The sequence below is a fragment of the Vibrio gigantis genome (genome assembly GCF_024347515.1).
In the GTDB taxonomy this organism is placed as follows: domain Bacteria; phylum Pseudomonadota; class Gammaproteobacteria; order Enterobacterales; family Vibrionaceae; genus Vibrio; species Vibrio gigantis.
This window is the reverse complement of the sequence record NZ_AP025492.1, coordinates 1,273,062-1,287,639: the sequence shown is the minus strand read 5'-3', so window position 1 is coordinate 1,287,639 and position 14,578 is coordinate 1,273,062. Positions and strand designations below refer to the sequence as shown.

18 protein-coding genes are annotated in these 14,578 nt (G+C 42.6%); 4 read left to right on the top strand and 14 right to left on the bottom strand.

Annotation, left to right across the window (positions count from 1 at the left end; all coding sequences use genetic code 11):
* Nucleotides 1-2: 2 nt before the first annotated feature.
* Nucleotides 3-1,259 carry an LssY C-terminal domain-containing protein gene (locus tag OCV56_RS05900; protein ID WP_086713071.1) on the bottom strand — a complete coding sequence of 419 codons (1,257 nt, stop codon included), beginning with the start codon at nt 1,257-1,259 and terminating at the stop codon, nt 3-5.
* A gap of 14 nt (nt 1,260-1,273) precedes the next feature.
* Nucleotides 1,274-2,002, bottom strand: coding sequence for a glycosyltransferase family 2 protein (locus OCV56_RS05895; RefSeq protein ID WP_086713070.1), 729 nt, complete (start codon nt 2,000-2,002; stop codon nt 1,274-1,276).
* A 369-nt stretch (nt 2,003-2,371) separates the two neighbouring features.
* On the opposite strand from OCV56_RS05895, the gene rplY reads away from it, so the two are divergent.
* A complete protein-coding gene (gene rplY / locus OCV56_RS05890; RefSeq protein WP_086713069.1) occupies nt 2,372-2,650 on the top strand; it encodes a 50S ribosomal protein L25 in 279 nt (92 codons plus the stop codon).
* Between the two features lie 167 nt (nt 2,651-2,817).
* Here the strand turns inward: rplY and OCV56_RS05885 are convergent, their stop codons facing one another.
* From OCV56_RS05885 to OCV56_RS05855, 7 genes are all read right to left on the bottom strand, one after another.
* Nucleotides 2,818-3,210, bottom strand: a complete 393-nt coding sequence (locus tag OCV56_RS05885) for an NUDIX hydrolase (protein WP_086713068.1) — start codon at nt 3,208-3,210, stop codon at nt 2,818-2,820.
* A 60-nt stretch (nt 3,211-3,270) separates the two neighbouring features.
* Nucleotides 3,271-4,032: a nucleotidyltransferase domain-containing protein gene (locus tag OCV56_RS05880; RefSeq protein WP_086713309.1), complete on the bottom strand. Its 762-nt coding sequence runs from the start codon at nt 4,030-4,032 to the stop codon at nt 3,271-3,273.
* A 13-nt stretch (nt 4,033-4,045) separates the two neighbouring features.
* A complete protein-coding gene (locus OCV56_RS05875; RefSeq protein ID WP_086713067.1) occupies nt 4,046-4,582 on the bottom strand; it encodes a GNAT family N-acetyltransferase in 537 nt (178 codons plus the stop codon).
* Between the two features lie 44 nt (nt 4,583-4,626).
* Entirely contained in the window at nt 4,627-5,256 is a 630-nt protein-coding gene (locus OCV56_RS05870; RefSeq protein ID WP_086713066.1) for a LysE family transporter, read from the bottom strand.
* Nucleotides 5,257-5,483: 227 nt separating this feature from the next.
* Nucleotides 5,484-5,732 carry a TIGR03643 family protein gene (locus OCV56_RS05865; protein WP_086713065.1) on the bottom strand — a complete coding sequence of 83 codons (249 nt, stop codon included), beginning with the start codon at nt 5,730-5,732 and terminating at the stop codon, nt 5,484-5,486.
* 125 nt (nt 5,733-5,857) lie between these two features.
* Nucleotides 5,858-6,670, bottom strand: coding sequence for a hypothetical protein (locus OCV56_RS05860; RefSeq protein WP_086713064.1), 813 nt, complete (start codon nt 6,668-6,670; stop codon nt 5,858-5,860).
* Nucleotides 6,671-6,866: 196 nt separating this feature from the next.
* Entirely contained in the window at nt 6,867-7,295 is a 429-nt protein-coding gene (locus tag OCV56_RS05855) for a hypothetical protein (RefSeq protein WP_086713063.1), read from the bottom strand.
* Between the two features lie 515 nt (nt 7,296-7,810).
* On the opposite strand from OCV56_RS05855, the gene OCV56_RS05850 reads away from it, so the two are divergent.
* Both OCV56_RS05850 and OCV56_RS05845 read left to right on the top strand, forming a co-directional pair.
* Nucleotides 7,811-8,008 carry a hypothetical protein gene (locus OCV56_RS05850; RefSeq protein ID WP_086713062.1) on the top strand — a complete coding sequence of 66 codons (198 nt, stop codon included), beginning with the start codon at nt 7,811-7,813 and terminating at the stop codon, nt 8,006-8,008.
* Between the two features lie 221 nt (nt 8,009-8,229).
* A complete protein-coding gene (locus OCV56_RS05845) occupies nt 8,230-8,649 on the top strand; it encodes a BLUF domain-containing protein (protein ID WP_086713061.1) in 420 nt (139 codons plus the stop codon).
* Between the two features lie 59 nt (nt 8,650-8,708).
* On the opposite strand, the gene OCV56_RS05840 is transcribed toward OCV56_RS05845, so the two are convergent.
* The 3 genes from OCV56_RS05840 to OCV56_RS05830 all read right to left on the bottom strand — a co-directional run bounded on the left by OCV56_RS05840 (nt 8,709) and on the right by OCV56_RS05830 (nt 11,762).
* Nucleotides 8,709-9,044: a paraquat-inducible protein A gene (locus OCV56_RS05840; RefSeq protein ID WP_143691565.1), complete on the bottom strand. Its 336-nt coding sequence runs from the start codon at nt 9,042-9,044 to the stop codon at nt 8,709-8,711.
* A gap of 196 nt (nt 9,045-9,240) precedes the next feature.
* On the bottom strand, nt 9,241-10,605 hold the full coding sequence (locus OCV56_RS05835) for a polysaccharide lyase family 7 protein (protein ID WP_086713059.1): 1,365 nt from the start codon (nt 10,603-10,605) through the stop codon (nt 9,241-9,243).
* Between the two features lie 284 nt (nt 10,606-10,889).
* The gene (locus OCV56_RS05830) at nt 10,890-11,762 is read right to left on the bottom strand and encodes a LysR family transcriptional regulator (protein ID WP_086713058.1); all 873 of its coding nucleotides are present in this window, start codon (nt 11,760-11,762) and stop codon (nt 10,890-10,892) included.
* A 141-nt stretch (nt 11,763-11,903) separates the two neighbouring features.
* Between OCV56_RS05830 and OCV56_RS05825 the strand changes: the two genes are divergently transcribed.
* Complete coding sequence (locus OCV56_RS05825) at nt 11,904-12,278, top strand: YybH family protein (RefSeq protein ID WP_086713057.1); 375 nt, start codon at nt 11,904-11,906, stop codon at nt 12,276-12,278.
* Between the two features lie 204 nt (nt 12,279-12,482).
* On the opposite strand, the gene proX is transcribed toward OCV56_RS05825, so the two are convergent.
* Entirely contained in the window at nt 12,483-13,490 is a 1,008-nt protein-coding gene (gene proX / locus OCV56_RS05820; RefSeq protein ID WP_086713056.1) for a glycine betaine/L-proline ABC transporter substrate-binding protein ProX, read from the bottom strand.
* Nucleotides 13,483-14,577, bottom strand: a complete 1,095-nt coding sequence (gene proW, locus OCV56_RS05815) for a glycine betaine/L-proline ABC transporter permease ProW (RefSeq protein ID WP_086713055.1) — start codon at nt 14,575-14,577, stop codon at nt 13,483-13,485. The genes proX and proW overlap by 8 nt, the downstream gene beginning before the upstream one ends.
* Between the last annotated feature and the right edge of the window lies 1 nt (nt 14,578).

Here is a 14,578-nt window from a genome sequence, read left to right as displayed (position 1 = left end):
GTTCATCCTCCAATCACTAATATATTACCATCGGTAAAGTAATCATGATCATCGTTTAGAACCTCAACTCGAGCTAAGGGGTGATGCTCTATCGATACTTGCGGAAGGTTCTGCCGAATTTGCAATTCTAGGCTATCTCGCTCTTCATCCACATTAGGGTCAATGTTATGAAGTACGGTCACAATACCGGAGTAAGGAGTGACTTTAAGGCCGTCATCATAGCTAATTGCACCTAACCACTGAGGCTGGTTAGTTTTAATATCAACACCAGCACGCCACCAGCGAATATGGCTGCGCTTCATCAAGTTACCCGGTAGTTGAAACGCCATATCTTGTGGTTTTTCTCTCCAATATAAATCAGACACTGGTGGTGTTTTGTCTCTAAGCAGTGCGAGATAACCAGCCCATTCAATCTCATTTCGAGAGAAGGTTTTATTCTCTATCCAACCTAATTGCTTCATCAAGTCTCTTGGGGTTGCTCCAACATAAATTACGTTGATCGCTTGTGCCGAGTAGAATGAAGATTTGCCGGGGAACGCTTTGTAGATAACCGAATTCCAGTCGATTTTGTCAATTTGAGCCGTCTCTTGCTGATTTTGAAAATCATCTGCTTTCCAGAAAAAATGAGCGTAATTCGCAAACAATACCCATGCCAACAGTAACGCACTCGACTTAAGAACTAAGCGTCGCCACTTCATTCGATAACCAATAACGGTGAAGACCAATACCGCGAATACTCCAACGATCAAACTATTATGCTCAGAGATAAATATCTTAAGGTTATTAAGCCACGGAAAGTTCTCAACGCCATGCGCCAGTAGCATGCCCCAAGCAATAAACTGCCCACCACCAAGAACCAAGCCTATAAAGGCCAATAAACTGAAATTACGCCACGGTACACGATGCGAGCCAGCTATGAATGGCACGACCCAAGCGATTGGCCCTAATAGGCGAGCAAAAATAATGATGTATGTGCTTTTTCGAGCAACCAGATAACGACAACGCGCAATCAATCTTTTGGTTTTAGGACGAAACTTAATGAGCCTTCGTTGCGCTTTGGCACCGTATTTATAGCCTATAAAATAACTGAGTTGATCACCAAGCAAGCCACCTAGCATCACCATCACCAAAGCCATCCATGCACCCGAATACAGTTGAAAGCCCGCCGTGATATAAAAGGGCTCTCCCGGTACAAATAGGTTTGGGCCAATGAGAGCATCACCCAATGCTCCCAGAAACAGCCCTAGTCCATCAAACATAACAACCTCAATGCTTACTGTTCTTTGTAATGACCGAACTTGTAGTTCATCTCGTTGTTACGCATTTCGCCTTTAAAAAAACGTCTTACATTGGCTTTAAGGTAAGTTGAGCCTGTATTCACAACGCCATCTTGGTCTAAGCGACGTGGGTCAAAACCAAAGGTCATATTTAGGAATCTAAATCGCCATGTTTTGCTCGCACGTTTTACGTAGTCACAGTCTTCACACAGTACGATCTCTTCATCGAAACCGCCGATCTCATCATGCACTCGCTTAGTCGAGAAAATACATGCGCCAATCGCTGTCGGGAAAAAGAATTGAGTAGTAAACAAGCCTGCATTAAATAGCCCGTAACCAAACTTGTGCACAAGCGGCAGGCCTTTCGAACTCATGTACACACCCGCAACTTCAAGCTTCTTCTCTTCTAGCTCGTAAAGCGCTTTCGCAAGGAAGTTTCGAGGCAAGCTCACATCAGCATCTAAGAATAGAATTCTGTTGTACTGCGCCAATGCAGCACCTGTGTTTCTACCAAGGCTCACACCACGATTTTCCATATGATGAACAGTTAATTTTGGCAACGCGTTTTCATAAGCTTGCGCCACTTCTCTTGTGTTATCTTCACTGTTCGAATCGACAACAATCACTTCAAACTCTTGGTGCGTTTGCACGCTCAACTCTTCCATTAAACGGCTAATGCGTTTCTCTTCGTTTAGCGTAATTACGACAATGCTTACCGGTTCCATATTTTCACCTATTTATTCTGCTGTTTAATTAACACTAAGATTAACGAACCAAGCCTTAACCAAGCCTTAGCTAAGCATTCATTTTCCGTTCATTAACTTAATGATTTAACAGCGATATAAATAGATAAGAATGACGATGTAAAAGGGAGTAAAATGGGCTCAACAAGCATTAGCGAGCGTTTTATCTCCAAACGAACCAAATATCGAAGGAAATTCACTTTGAGATGGGCTTCTGACTTGCTCATATTGGAATGTGATGTTAGTATCCGCGCTCGCTTAAGCATGAACTCGTTTGTGCCTAAGCATTACCACACACTCAAGGTCGCATTGAGGTGTGAAGTTAATTTTTACTAATTTGAGAGTAAAACTATGAAATTTGAAGCAGTAGTACGTACTGAACTAGGTAAAGGTGCGAGCCGCCGCCTACGTCACGCTGGTAAATTCCCAGCTGTAATCTACGGTGGCGAAGCAGCAGCTGTAGCTATCGAACTTGTTCACGCTGACGTGATCAACCAAATGGATAAGCCTGAATTCTACGAAGCAATCACTCTAGTGATTGACGGCGCAGAAGTTAAGGTTAAGCCGCAAGACGTTCAACGTCACGCGTTCAAGCCTAAAGTTGAGCACATGGACTTCATCCGCATCTAATTCCCTACCAAGGAATAAGATTGGATTAATCCAGCCTTCTGCATAGAAAAGATAATCGATCTTACCAGTCGAGAAATCTAGAAATTCGAAACCCCGATGCTACCAACATCGGGGTTTCACCGTTTTTGAGCCCTCAAAAGTGTCCAAAACATATGTTCGAACACGAACTAAAGATATTTCCCCACCCGCCCTGCTTCTTTTAAAGCAACACCATCGGCAGCGATACCAACAGGAGCTATATTTAACGAATACCACTCTACACTGTCAGCCTCTTGAGCTGTGATATCTCCTTTCCAGTCGCTCACGATAAAGTAATGGATCAACTGCAGCTCTTTCGTAGGATGGTAAAGTGAACATAAGAACGAGTATTCAGTTGGAGTAACATTAAGCTCTTCATCAAGTTCACGAAACAACGCCTGCACCTGATTTTCACCGTGCTCAATATGGCCGCCAGGTATGGTAATTAAACTAGGATCCGTTTCTTTAGACTCACTACGCTTTTCTAACAATACTTGTGATTCGTTCAGCAAGATAAAAGAAACACACTCATGTACATCCATCAGTTTTTCCTTAAACCGTTACAACGGCTGCTAAGTTTGTTTTCTAGTTTGTGTTAATGCTTAACTTACAACAAGCTCTTTACTCAGCCTTTCATACAATTCAAAAGCTTCTGTTTTAGATATCAAGTTTCCAAGAGCGTATTGATGTGCTAATTCAATATCGTCACTTTGTTTTGGATAATAACGCTTGGCTACAGCAGTACACTGGCTCAAGTTGGTGTACCAACTTCCGTCTTTCTCAGCCACGAAATAATACGCCGCCCGAACTAACTTCTTGCCAATCACCTTAGCGACACCCGCATCGGTCATTGTTTTAAAGGACGAGCTCATTTGCTCAAGAAAAGTAGACAAGTCGCCATTGAGAGCTTGAGCTATTTCAATACTGGGCTTATATAGCGGAAACTCTGTAGATAAATCATTCCCCCAAATACAGCAGCAACAGTGCTTGAGCCAAAACTGCCAATGGAATTTTTCTTGTGGCTGCAGCACTTCTGAAAGGCAGCCGGGATCGATATCAAGCTTACTGACTTGGGGATATGCTTTAGGAATGCAGTCAGAAAGGTGCTTAAATACTCGCTTCTCTTTTTGACCAATAGGCGTATTTAGTACGATAGAAACATCCAAATCCGAGCGACCGACAACCGCCGTTCCTCTCGGCACACTTCCGTATAGGTAGATACCATCAATTTGATTCGGAAGGTCGCTTAACAACGAATCAATAACAGCATTCACGGCATCTTGGAATTCGGGAGCGATATTCTCAGATGAGTATAGGTTTTCGATGAACCCGTCTTTGTCGAGACCTCTAGTTTGATTCTGCATGTCACTTCTCATTTCAACTTCGCTCCCACTCTGAGCGAAGCATCGCTAATACAACGGTATCCCACCACATATTTTTGAAGAATCGGTGCTCTTTAAAGCAAGCTTCTTGTCTCATTCCAAGTGACTTACACAGTCTTATCGCCGCTAGATTCTCACCAATGGTTTCTGCATGAATTCGATGAATGCCAAGCTCTGAAAAACCAAAATCAGCCAGAGCTTTGGCCGCTTCTATGGGGAGCCCTTTCCCCTGAGTTTCTCTCGCAAAAGCACAGCCCATTGAAGCTTGCTGGTTGCCTTCAAGGCTTAAACACACGGTTCCGATGAACTTCTCTGACTCTTTACTTTCAACAGCTAATTGATAGGACTGTCGCGGAACTTCCAAAGCCTGCTCAACAAACAATTGGGTGAGTTGATAGTATTTACTAGGCTCGCAATCACTCTCGTCATAGAAGCGCTGATACTTGGCGTCCTGTGACATAGCAACAAACGCACTTTGATCCTCAAGTGTAATGTCTCGCAAAACCAACCTGTCAGTTTCTAGCTTAAACATCAGAACGCCTTCTTATGTAACGAAATAAACACAGCCTAAAACTATTAAGACGCCATGACTTTAATGCCAAACAAAGTAAACAAGCCGCCTGTCACATAATCCATGACACTTGAGATACGTGCATAAACACTTTTTGCAGCTCGATGTGAAAACGCTGTCGCCAGAAACATATGCCAGCATAAAGTAATACCGGACATAGTGAGCATAATGGCGATGACCATCGGGATGGTAATATCTTCAGGCATAGAGACACTAAACAAACTCACTACAAAGAAACCCGTTTTAGGGTTTAAGATGCTAGTGATGAATGCAGACATAAAGACTTTTCTATTCGAAGGCAACATCACTTGGCAAGTATTCAAGCCTCCATCTAGCTGCTTAGCTTTTCGTGTTGAAAGGATCTGGCGCACACCTAAATACAATAAATAACTGCCACCAACGAGCTTCATAACGCTAAACAGTGCCGGGAAATGGGAGAACAGAATAACTAAGCCGGTGCTTCCGAACAGTGACCATAATAATATGGACGTACTGACTCCAAAAGCAGAGTATTTTGCTAGCTTGCGGTTGTAGTGCAGCGCTGTATTGATCGTCAACAGCACATTCGCGCCAGGCGTTGCAACCGCCAGCATCCAAATCAACGCAACGTGAAAAAGAACCAATAAATATTCCATTCGCCTCTACTCAATTCACTCAAGCTTTAATAATGATATCGCACACACTAACGGTTTTACGTAGCTTGATTCACAAAATTAGTGCACACGAACGTGTTGTGATGAGTATCTTTCAACTCAGTGTTAGAGTCCACATTTGGACCTAAAATGCCAAGCAATAAGGTTCAACCTCAATCTCCCTATTTAGATCGATAGCCACCGTAAGAGGTAAATGGTTAATAGAAAACCTACTGCCGCTTATATTGTGTTGGACAATAACCTCTCGACACTTCAGAGCTACGAAGTTTTACATGCTTTGTCGCACGACCTGCGACACGAGCGCGCCACAATTTGAAGCTACCTAGCTTCATATGGCTACGCATAAAACGAATCACTTGCGATTCATTCAAACCAAATTGCAGTTCTATTGCTTCAAACGGCGTTCGATCTTCCCACGCCATTTCAATAATTCTTGATTCGTTCTCTTTAGATAACATTGGGCATACTCTTCCTTAATAAACTGGGAGAAATACGCTCGTTCCAAATTTAAAGATCACAGGACAAACACTTTGAATTGAACGGTTATAACATTCAATAAAACAACAGGCTAGCAACAAGGCAATCATGGGGTTAAATAAGCTTGTGCGAACTCTCTAAGCACTTTCGCATTATTGTGGTGTTTACTATCCCCGCACTTTATGCCGTCCACTTTGATGTCCGGGCTGGAATAAGCCGGGATAACATCTCGCTCATAAGACATCACGGTTCCTCTATCAGCACAAATAGCGCCGAAAGAGTATTGAAGAGCTCTTGGATACGTACCAGAAAGGTAACTTTCAATACTATCAAAGTCTTTCAACAACGTTTTGTAGTCGTGATTAGCACCACTTAAATGGCCAATTTCATGCTCCATTAGGTAATCAGGGCAGTTTATCGCTAAAGAGAAAAAATTGGATACTGAAGATGAGACACCACAGTAACCGGATTCAAAACTAAAATTATAATTAGAAAATACAATTCCTTTAAAAATCGGAACTCCCTCTTGCGTAGCTTCCGGTATAGGCTCTTCAATCGATAGTTTCAATAACCTCTCTGCAGCACCCAAGTCTTGAAACCAAAGGTTATCGATTGCTGACGTATAAGTCACTTTAGTTACCTTTCTCGTCATTGGAATACAAGAGTTCTTCAACACCAGATTCGAATAGCTTTCCCATGTCGCTATTTTAGAAGCTATAAATGCTTTGGAATATTCGGCTAATACAGATTCATCAACATAAAGGTGAATCTCTGTATTCAAAACCTCACTCTGCGCACAACTAGGAAACTCGATGCTTTGAGCATTAGAGAATCGGCTATTGCTCAACACGATAATCAAAACATAGCCAACTAACTGGATAAGCCTTTTAAAAGCCCCCTCACTGACTCGTGCATTCATTTCATCTGCCCCCTACATCTAAAGCCACAAAGAACATCATAAATGCCGTGACTTAAGCTTCACTCTGCTCATGATTACACACATAAGCGTTAGTCTCTCAAAGTAATTTTCTATCGATGTTTTTCTGAAATTAAAAAGCTCGCCAATAATGACGAGCCTTGTTTAAGGTTGAACCATGCTAACTGCGAGGTCGCACTTAGCTTACAACTTGTTCTCGCAAATTCACTTCGACACTTTTTAAGATTTTGAACTCTTCACGAGTGCAGCCTCGAGCTACAGATACCCAGTGATCACCAGTTTCGTCTGATCCTTTAAACTCTGCACGAAGCTCGTATTTTCGCCACGAAACAAAAGCCAAAACAAAGGTCAGAGCGAGCATAGTTAACCCAAACTGAGGTACGAACGCCCAAGTTGCTGCAGATAGCATCAAGGCCAATGAAATGACGTTGATTGCGTTTTCTTTGATGCCCAATTGGCGAATTTCTAGCTGTTTGATTTTACGTAAGCTGTAAACATCCTTCTTCACTCGAAGTTCATCAGAGCTCACGAGAAAGTCAGATGCCTTGTATGCTCTACGCAGCCTCAATAAATTCGCTAACCTATTGCGTGTTGGGTTCTTATTCATCGCCTTTCTCCATGTTATTAAAGGTTAGTAAAAACTAATATAATCATGAAGTTATCGGTGAATACTTATTTTATAAATCAAGAGAATATAAAAAGCAAGGATATGAAATTAATAACCCTTATAACAACACCAACAAAACATTCAAAATATGAATTGCTCTGTTTAAATCCTAGGTGCTCATTTGCACTGTACAGAAGGTATTCACCAATTGATTCTTTCCGCTACTCATAATGAACGCTCCCATTAACCAGCACGTTTCATCTGTACTTTGTAACCAGTTATTTCAATTCATTTTGAACACGAGAGCCGCCTGCTTAGAGTTTGCTGAAGCCCTATCACACAAAGCGCTAACTTACATAGAATTCATCCAAATATAAGCACGCAGGTATCAGCAATTTGAATGGCTCAATCATTCATCTACTCATATCAGCGCAAGCTATCGATTAAGCAATTGATCTCATAAAGACAGAGCTGTATGGTTACTTTATACACACTGTTGCCTAATGGAGATGACGATGGACGAACTACTAACGCACGCTATGGAACAGAAACAACGCACGGTCGTAACAAGCTTGTTTGCGAAAAATGGGTTTAAAATCGCCGCGACAGATTTTGATGATGTGACCTTTGAACGCGAAACCGTTTTGGTCAATGTTAGATTCGACGCATCTTCTAATGTTGAGTCAATCTCAGTGTCAAACCAAGAAATATAAACAAACGCGTAATCCAATAACAAGCAGGCAAAGATGTTCAGCTATTGACGATGGTAACCAAGTATTACCCGCAATAAAGAACAAGCCTGAACTCGTTTCTCGCATGCTTGTTAATCCCCCTCCCAAAAAAACGCAAATGACAAAATAATCAATAATTAGCAATCCTACGAGCTTGGCTTATATTTGTTAGTACCTTCGAACAAATAATCCAAGTGGTCGCTATGTTCCTAACTCGGTTAATTTATGTCAGTACACTTTGTGAAAGTTGTGATTCTGAAGCTTTGAACGATATTCTCCAGATTTCACACGACCGCAATAAACAAAGCCATTTAACTGGCCTTCTTAGTCACAATGACAAATATTTCCTCCAATGCATCGAAGGATCGAGAAGCGCCGTAAACCATACTTATAACCACATCCTGAATGACAAGCGCCATAAAAAGGTGATGGTCCTGTATTTCAAAGAGATAGACTGTAGGCAATTTGGTGACTGGTCTATGGGTGATATCCCTCAATCAAGCTTGACCGAATTGGTGAATTTACAGTTTTCGACATCCAACCAATTCAACCCATATGAGATGTCTGGAGAAAGCGCTTATCAAATGCTTCTAGAGTTGAAGCAGAATTTGCCATCTGAATAACGTGACTTTCTCGAATAAAACAAGAGCTTCGCAAAATAGAGAGGTTAAGCATAATATACTTAGCCTCTATTATTGTAATTAAGGCTCAGAAGAAGGAATTGAAGAAGTTGGTCCAAAAGATCCTGTAACGTCGACATCATGTCGACAGCTTGATACAAGGTAATCTGTTGGCTAATTCCTTGAACACTAAATGGCATGTACGGGAAAGTAAGGCTCATGATTAACGTAATCAGGCTCGCCAACGCATAAGCGATCACGCCCTGCTCTTTGTGTTGCCCAACACTCGACAAGGTATGGGAGCATCTTGGACAAGACGCTTCGCTGCCCGTAGACAAGTCTTCAAACTGACTAACCAGCCCGCATTCGTGACATGACTTGGTAAAGCGTTCAGGCAAAGACGTCCCCTTTGATGTTAATAAGCAACTAGACACTCTAGGTAAATATAAGTAAGGGTTGGATTTTTTGCCAATATGCACACCATGAAAGGAACGCGATATATTAGAAATGAGAGGTGGAAAGATAAAAAGGAGATGACCGAATGGCCACCTCCACGTTAAGTATTCACAAGTTTCGTTACTGGCTAAACAAAGCCTAGTTGTGATTGTTATCTAACTGGTAGAAAGTCACTTGCGCATAATCACTGTCAGCACTTGAGTTATCTTGTAAGTAGATACCTGCTTTAAAATACATGTAGTTATCAGCATCGTCATAACCGCTGTTACTCATATTCACTTCTTTTGCCGCTAGCTCTGAACCATTCTGGCTAATCGTCGTGATCAACTTGTCACCTTCGACGACAATGGAGTACGAGAAGGTTTCATCTAACGCAATGCCATCACTTGGGTTGCTGGTGTTATTCAAGTCACCGTCAGAAGTCACCATGTTACCTAACAAGTTATGCCAAGTTTCATCGCCTCCAGTCGATTTAGAGGTTTCATGAGCAAAGTAGATCGCGCCTTTGTCGTTCCCTGGCAATTTATGGTAGTACAGGCGAATCGGTTCGTTTTTCTCAGCGTGGATCTGACCAATCACGATTCGACCAACTTGCTCTGTGTTTGAGGTCGTAGTCGTCACATGGTTGATGGCCAACGTCGCATTCAACGTGCCGTCAATGCCACCAAAATCAGCCTGTTCACTCGATGGAATAGACGAGAATGCCCAGTTATTGTCTTTACCAGAGGTAGAGTAAGAAGTGTCACCACGACGCAGCATTTCTCGCAGTTCAGTACGCACATACTTAGTTCCACTCGATGTGGTCACACCTTCAACAGGTGTATAGAACACCAAGCCGCCATCACTGCCTGTATAGAAGAACTGATCTTCATAACCAGCATCTAGCGCGTTCTCTTTAATAGAAGTTGCGTAACCATCTCCTTCATCAACAGGGATACTGACATACCAGTCGAGTAAGTCAAAGTTGCCTGACGGCGGTAGATTTGGATCAAGACCGTAGTCAGGGCTGTCATTACCACTGATTTCGACTTCAGTAATGTTTGTCCAAACACTTTCAGCGCTGTTTTCAAATACCTTGATACGAATCCAGCGAGCTTGAACATCCGTTACGTCATAGGTTTCAAAACCTGACGTGCTGCCACTGCTGTATCCATAGTAAACCTTGTCCCAGTTACTTGAGCTTTCATTTGCTAATGCTCTGATCTCGAACTTATAAGTTTGCTCTCCTCCTTTACCCCAAGCTATCGCGACGTCTTGAACATTTTGTACAGAACCTAGGTCTAGCACTAAATTAACAGGGGCATTTTGAGCCGCCCAACGCGATGACCAGTCTGTGTTGCCATCAATCGTATTTGATGCCGGGTAAGAGTTATGAGCTCCTCCCCAGTCTGATGCTGATTGAATGTTCAATGTTTCAGCCGATGCACCACAAGAAGCCATCGCCAAAAGAATTGAGCACGACAGTGGTTTGCAAAACTTAAATTTGCAATGGTTAAAAATCATACAAGTCTCCATGATATATTTCACGTATATTATTTATTCCATAGTTTGTAGGGTGTTACCGAAATAACGGAAACTACTATAGGACAATATTTGTACGACAAGTTGAATGAATATCACGCTCATGAGTTATTATACTACAAATAAATAAATATGTGCCATGTGCCATGTACCATGTACCATTCTTATATCAAACATGCCATCTAATAAGGCGTCTATATAACTCGAAGTTTTTACGCTTTGTTACCGCCTTTATTACTCTCACACAACGCGGCAACATCACATGATCAGCTTTTGATGAAATCCTGTTTAAGCTTCTCTTCTAATGCTTGAACACAAAGTTGAATGGCGATAGGCGTGTTGGAAGTGAATGGGTTCAGCGCATAAACGGTGTTGGTTGGTAATTCAAAGCTTGGCAGCACATCGACAACCTCATTCGGTAACTGAGAAAGGTAGAAGTCTGGGATCACACCAATGCCAACGCCTGATTTGATTAAGGCAAGACAGCTATGAAATGAGTTGGTAGTACAGCTAGCTTGTTGTTGGTAGACAAAGTCTTGTTTACTTTGAGAACTAAAGCAATGAGTCACCTGTTTTCCTTGCCATGAGTTAGCAATATAAGGGATAGAATCAAGCTCACGCTCTCGCATGCTTTTGACTCCACATAATACATCTTTAAACTCACCTAACCGTTTCTGCTTTAGGTTGCTGTCACGTGAACTGCCGACTCGTACCGCAAGATCAATATCGTGCTCCATGAAATCTAAGTGTTGATCATCACTGATCAATTCCGGCTTTAGCTTTGGGTACTGTTTCATCAGATCCGCAATAACAGGCGCAACCAACAAGTCCATCAACGCATTCGGAGCCGTGATGCGAATCCGCCCCTGAGGCTCTTCCAACTCAGATTTCGCCATATCCCATGCCGATTCGGCGATCACGTTAATATCCTTACAACTTAGATAGAACCGCTCTCCCATACTGGTCAAGGTTTGTCTTCGCGTTGTCCGTTTAAGGAGAGAAGCACCGAGCTCTTGCTCCAAAATCTTTAGATGCTGACTGACAACAGATTTAGACAACTCTAGTTTTTCAGCCGCGGCCGATACTGAGCCTTGCTCTACGATATGAGCGAAAATCGACATCTGTTTTAGCTTACTCATCTTATTGTTCTCTTTTTACAAACAGTATTTTCTATTATCTCTGTTTTTCAAATCAATTACCAAGACTAAACTACATTCAACTTATCGAGATAACCCAATCAAAAACACAGTGTTTAGAAGAAGACTGTTATGGAGAAAACAATGTCAAACAATCAAGTATTAGAAGCGTGTAAGCAAGGCATTAACGCATGGCAAAAAGCATTCAACAGCCAAGATGCGAAAGGTTGTGCAGATCAATATACAGAGAACTGCGTAATGGAAGCTCGTCCATTTGGTACTTTTGAAGGTCGTGAAGCGATTCAAGCATTCTGGCAAGGTATCATGGACCAAGGTTTCAAAGACGTTGATTACACTGACGTAAAATGGGAAGAACACCCAGAAGGCGGATACATCCTTACCGCTAGCTGGACAATGAACAAAGCATTTGGTGTTGTACACCGTGAACACTGGGAGCTACAAGCCGATGGCTATGCTCGCCTAGTAAGCGACGACTTCGAAGTTCAAGGCGAACGCTAGAAGCTATAATTAAAAACTAGAAGCTCAGAGTCGAAACAGAAAACAAAAAGCCAACAATCCAAATTGGACTGCTGGCTTTTTAATGTTCACGCTTGTCGACTTCTCACTGCATTTGAAGGTGATTCAGTGACTCTACACAATCACTAAAACGCCCATCATTTCAAATCGAAATGTCTGGTAAGACAAAACAAATACAGAGCAGAGTTACAGTGCTGCTTTCTTCGCTTCAGAAATCCAACCATCAAACGTGCTTTGGTTCGCTTTGATCCAACCGTTTACATGCGCTTCAATATCTGCAGAGCTATTCTTACCTTTACTCATCATCATGTTCTGAGCACTTACATCATTGATGTTAAGTTTGATGATTTCGAAAAGCTTCGCTGCTGATGGGTTGTTCTTAGCAAACTCTTTGTTCGCAATAATACGCATTGAGTTCATTTCGAAGCCGTAATTTTTGCCGTTTGATAACGTCGTATCCACGTTCGAACGCTCGCCTGGGAGAGCTGAAAAAGGTACTTCTAGCCAAACTACATCTTCGTTTGAAACCAATACGCCACTTACCCAGTAAGGTGTCCACGTGTAGTAAAGGATTGATTCACCCTTTTGGTAACGAGAAATTGTGTCTGCAATGATTGCAGCGTAGTTACCTTGATTGTGAGTCACCGTGTCGTCCAGTTTGAATGCTGAAAGTTGGTGTTCGATAACCATCTCACAACCCCAACCTGGGTTACAGCCCGTTAGGTCTGCTTTGCCATCACCATCCGCATCAAACAGCTTCGCGATTTTTGGATCAGTTAATTGACCAATGTTGGTGATGTTATACTTTTCTGCGGTCTTCTTATCAATTAGGTACCCTTGAGCGGCACCACTTACATATTGGCCTTCGCGGTAGAATTTTTCATCACCACCCGCCATTGTGTATTTGTCTGCATGAAGCGGGAACCAACCTACCGTTAGGAACGTTGCGTCACCTTTTGCAATTGAGGTGTAACCTACGTTGTAGTCTACTTCTTGAGTTGATTTCACGTCATAGCCAAGTTCTTCTAGAGCACGGTTCACGATCAATGTTTGAAATGTCTCTTCCGCTACAGACGATTGAACAGGCTGAACAGATACGCCTTCACCCGGTAGGCTTGCTGCCCACACGTTCGTTGATACTGCCAGTGTAGAAACGATGCTCACTGCAAGTTTGCTCTTCCATGAATTATTCATTGGTGTTTTTCCTTAATTGAAGTTCTGATTTGTTACCGCGATTTAAAGCATTAAGTACAAGGGAAACAGGCCCCATGCGGTACCAGCGTAATTTTGTATTGCCTGCATTTACACCCAACACTTGAGTGATGCGATCCAATAAGATCGCGAGAATAACGATGCCAAGACCACCGACTGCGGCCAATCCCATATCTAAACGGCCGATACCTCTCAGTACCATTTGGCCCAAACCACCTACAGCGATCATTGATGCAATAACCACCATAGATAGCGACAACATCAGTGTTTGGTTAACGCCTGCCATGATGGTTGGCAGTGCTAGTGGCAGTTGAATTCGATAAAGCATCTGTTTTTTGCTTGCGCCGAATGAGTGACCCGCTTCGATCAGTTCTTCCGGTACTTGCTGAATACCTAAGATGGTTAAACGTACCACTGGCGGCAGCGCGAATATGATGGTCACAACAACACCCGGTACGTTTCCTATGCCAAACAGCATTACGATGGGTACGAGATAAACGAAGGCTGGTGTGGTTTGCATGGCATCCAAAATTGGGCGCACGAATTTAGCCGCCGTGTTACTTCGGGCAAGCCATATCCCCATGGGTAAGCCAATCAACAGACAGAAGAACACCGATGTCATGACCAGTGACAACGTGGTCATCGCTTCAGACCAAGCGCCAATCAAACCAATGAATGTCAAAGATACGGCCGTAGCCACACCAAGCTTCAAGTTTGAAAACTGCCATGCGACTAAAAACAAGATCAGCAACATGAATGGTGCAGGTGTAGACACCAACGCCGTTTCAAATGAACTTAGGATGAAATCGATCGGTACACGAATAGCCTGAAACAGTGGGCGTCCGTGCTCAACCAACCAATTAAGTCCAGACTCAACCCAAGTATCAACTGGTAGTACGGCTTCAGCAAAAGGGTTAAGTGGATCAAAAGGAGTAACTTCAACTGTTTCACTGCTTAACCAATCTGCTGATGGTGAGGTATCTGCGGCTTGCCCCCAAGGATCACTTGCAGGTTGAGCTGCTGGAGCAGATTGAGACCATGGGTCATTATTTGTTTGTTCAGACGACATG

What these genes read in the sequence shown, in the direction of transcription:
- OCV56_RS05835 (WP_086713059.1), bottom strand. Translation starts at nt 10,605, where the DNA reads ATGATTTTTAACCATTGCAAATTTAAGTTTTGCAAACCACTGTCGTGC.
- OCV56_RS05850 (WP_086713062.1), top strand. Translation starts at nt 7,811, where the DNA reads ATGGACGAACTACTAACGCACGCTATGGAACAGAAACAACGCACGGTC.
- proX (WP_086713056.1), bottom strand. Translation starts at nt 13,490, where the DNA reads ATGAATAATTCATGGAAGAGCAAACTTGCAGTGAGCATCGTTTCTACA.
- OCV56_RS05880 (WP_086713309.1), bottom strand. Translation starts at nt 4,032, where the DNA reads ATGCAGAATCAAACTAGAGGTCTCGACAAAGACGGGTTCATCGAAAAC.
- rplY (WP_086713069.1), top strand. Translation starts at nt 2,372, where the DNA reads ATGAAATTTGAAGCAGTAGTACGTACTGAACTAGGTAAAGGTGCGAGC.
- OCV56_RS05860 (WP_086713064.1), bottom strand. Translation starts at nt 6,670, where the DNA reads ATGAATGCACGAGTCAGTGAGGGGGCTTTTAAAAGGCTTATCCAGTTA.
- OCV56_RS05895 (WP_086713070.1), bottom strand. Translation starts at nt 2,002, where the DNA reads ATGGAACCGGTAAGCATTGTCGTAATTACGCTAAACGAAGAGAAACGC.
- OCV56_RS05885 (WP_086713068.1), bottom strand. Translation starts at nt 3,210, where the DNA reads ATGGATGTACATGAGTGTGTTTCTTTTATCTTGCTGAACGAATCACAA.
- OCV56_RS05855 (WP_086713063.1), bottom strand. Translation starts at nt 7,295, where the DNA reads ATGAATAAGAACCCAACACGCAATAGGTTAGCGAATTTATTGAGGCTG.
- proW (WP_086713055.1), bottom strand. Translation starts at nt 14,577, where the DNA reads ATGTCGTCTGAACAAACAAATAATGACCCATGGTCTCAATCTGCTCCA.
- OCV56_RS05875 (WP_086713067.1), bottom strand. Translation starts at nt 4,582, where the DNA reads ATGTTTAAGCTAGAAACTGACAGGTTGGTTTTGCGAGACATTACACTT.
- OCV56_RS05865 (WP_086713065.1), bottom strand. Translation starts at nt 5,732, where the DNA reads ATGTTATCTAAAGAGAACGAATCAAGAATTATTGAAATGGCGTGGGAA.
- OCV56_RS05900 (WP_086713071.1), bottom strand. Translation starts at nt 1,259, where the DNA reads ATGTTTGATGGACTAGGGCTGTTTCTGGGAGCATTGGGTGATGCTCTC.
- OCV56_RS05845 (WP_086713061.1), top strand. Translation starts at nt 8,230, where the DNA reads ATGTTCCTAACTCGGTTAATTTATGTCAGTACACTTTGTGAAAGTTGT.
- OCV56_RS05870 (WP_086713066.1), bottom strand. Translation starts at nt 5,256, where the DNA reads ATGGAATATTTATTGGTTCTTTTTCACGTTGCGTTGATTTGGATGCTG.
- OCV56_RS05825 (WP_086713057.1), top strand. Translation starts at nt 11,904, where the DNA reads ATGTCAAACAATCAAGTATTAGAAGCGTGTAAGCAAGGCATTAACGCA.
- OCV56_RS05830 (WP_086713058.1), bottom strand. Translation starts at nt 11,762, where the DNA reads ATGAGTAAGCTAAAACAGATGTCGATTTTCGCTCATATCGTAGAGCAA.